The sequence below is a fragment of the Xenorhabdus sp. SGI246 genome, assembly GCF_040838225.1.
Taxonomy (GTDB): domain Bacteria; phylum Pseudomonadota; class Gammaproteobacteria; order Enterobacterales; family Enterobacteriaceae; genus Xenorhabdus; species Xenorhabdus indica.
Genome location: NZ_JBFPEZ010000131.1, coordinates 1 through 2,151 on the forward strand (window position 1 = coordinate 1; position 2,151 = coordinate 2,151).

2 protein-coding genes and 1 pseudogene are annotated in these 2,151 nt (G+C 55.2%); all 3 read right to left on the reverse strand.

The genetic code is table 11. The features are described from left to right. Positions 1-26 precede the first annotated feature (26 nt). Positions 27-1,535 carry an IS66 family transposase gene (locus ABLA85_RS18300; RefSeq protein WP_367965756.1) on the reverse strand — a complete coding sequence of 503 codons (1,509 nt, stop codon included), beginning with the start codon at positions 1,533-1,535 and terminating at the stop codon, positions 27-29. A gap of 82 nt (positions 1,536-1,617) precedes the next feature. Beyond that, positions 1,618-1,959: an IS66 family insertion sequence element accessory protein TnpB gene (gene tnpB / locus ABLA85_RS18305; protein WP_367965755.1), complete on the reverse strand. Its 342-nt coding sequence runs from the start codon at positions 1,957-1,959 to the stop codon at positions 1,618-1,620. Then, positions 1,956-2,151: pseudogene (locus tag ABLA85_RS18310) on the reverse strand (helix-turn-helix domain-containing protein); the annotation flags it as partial. The gene tnpB and the pseudogene ABLA85_RS18310, both read right to left, overlap by 4 nt.

A 2,151-nucleotide genomic window follows, 5' to 3' on the forward strand; every position in this document is an offset into this window, starting at 1 on the left:
GTAAGCGCTCAATTAAACCGTGCAGTTCACATTATATCGCTGGTGTTCAAATTCCACGGCAACAGGTCGTGCAGGGGAGCACCGGATTGGCGTTTGGGGAGTTCCGCAAAAATATGCCGGAAGTAAAAATAAGGATTGATGTCATTAGCCCGGCAGGTCATCACCAGGCTGTACAGATTCGCACTGGCAAAGGCCCCGTCTGCTGACGTGGAAAACAGCCAATTCTTGCGCCCGGTGGTGAACGGGCGGATATCCCGCTCGGTGACATTATTGTCAATGCTGAGATGCCCGTTTTCCAGATAGACTAGCAGTTTCGGCCACTGGTTCAGCGTATAGGTGATCGCCGTGCCGATACCACTTTTCGGCAACACGGTTTGACTCGCTTCGGTCAGCCAGTCGTGGAAGTCTTTCAGAACAGGGCGCGCTTTCTCCTGTCGTCGCTGCCGTCGTTCATCGGGGCTGAATAACCGCGCTTCCCGCTCAATGGCGTACAGCCGGGCGATAAAAGTCAGCCCTTGTTCAGCACGTCCGGCTTTTTTACCTGCCTGAGCTTTCTGGGCGTCCGTAAATTTACGCCGGACATGCGCCATGCACCCGGCGTGTCTGACTGATTTCAGCGTATCGTAAGCCGCATAGCCATCGGTCAGCAGATAACCGGCATAACCCCCTAAAAAATCGGCGACACAACGCCCGCTCCGACTCGGTTGGTAGTCGAAAATCACCGCCGGGTGAGCGGCAAATTCGCCACTGCGATACACCCACATATAAGATTTACTCTGCGCCGGGCGCTCCGCTTCGTGGAGCACCTGAACAGGCGTTTCATCCGCACAAATCAGCGGTTCATTGAGTAAGTGCGCCTGCATCTGTTCAACCAGCACATGCACCTTTCGACCGAGCTGTACACACCAGTTCGCCAGTGTACTGCGGCTAATTTCAATACCGGAACGCGCTAAAATATCGGCCTGCCGGTACAGCGGCAGCGCATCGACATATTTAGCCGTGACAATGGCGGCCTGCGTCTCCGGGCTGGCGATCGTCCGGGGCAACAGGCTGGGTGGGGTCGGCGCCGTGATAATTTTGCTGTGCGTTTCGGTTTTTTCACACTGCCGACAGGTGTATTTGGTGCGTTCGTGACGAATGACGCTGACTTTCTGTGGCACGATTTTCAGGGTTTCTGATATTTCGGTTCCACAGGCATGCAGCGGTTCGCCACAACAGTCGCAGGGCGGCGCATTCAGCGTATGGCACTGCACTTCCCGCTCTAATCCTGTCGGCAACGGCTGACGGCCTTTTTTGTGATGCGCCGGCGTCGGTTTAGGCAGGTTTATCTGCTGTTCCGCCTCGTTAAAGGTGCCTTTATCGGCTTTTTCGCTCTGTTTGCCAAAGCGTTTCGATTTGCTGAGATTGAGCTGTTCGAGCAGGTGCCGGATTTGAGTCCGAAGTTCAGCAAGGGACTCAGCCTGCGCCTGATTAAGCGCCTGAAGCTGGCAAACGAGCGCTTTCAGTTGGTCAATATCATCCGGCAGGTCAGTCATCATTCAGGTTCTCAGCAGGAAAACCTGAGTGTGACAGCTAAATCTGATCGCGCCAGTCTTCATGGACGATCCGTGTCACCGATCACATTTTCAAGCCCTGTAAGGGCTGATGCGCCCGAGGATGGGTTAATGCCAGGCCCGACAACAGCCAGTTCAGTTGCGGACGCGTAATATGTACGGTGCCGTCCGCCACGGGCGCTGGCCACTGAAAGCGGCCCTTTTCCAGCCGGCGGTAGTAGAGCCAGAAGCCGTTAGTATCCCAGAACAGGATCTTGAGTTTGTCGCGATGACGGTTACAAAAAATAAATCCGGCTTCACTGAGCGGATCCAGCCCCAGCGCATTCACCACATTCGCCAGCCCGTCGATGGATTTTCGCATGTCGGTCTGACCGGAGACCAGATAAATGTTGCCGGTTGGGATCATTGCAGTGCCTCAATCCAGTGGCGGATCTGTGCAGGGGATAATCCGGCGGGCAGCTCCGCCCGAAGTCCATTGGGCAGGCAGAGTATGACCGTGTGCCCAGCCTGCAAATGTTCCTCAACCACAACAGGGCGCAGGCATTGAGGCTCGTGCTGTTGCCGAAGTTTTTTTGCCCAGTAGTAAAACGTGGCCAGA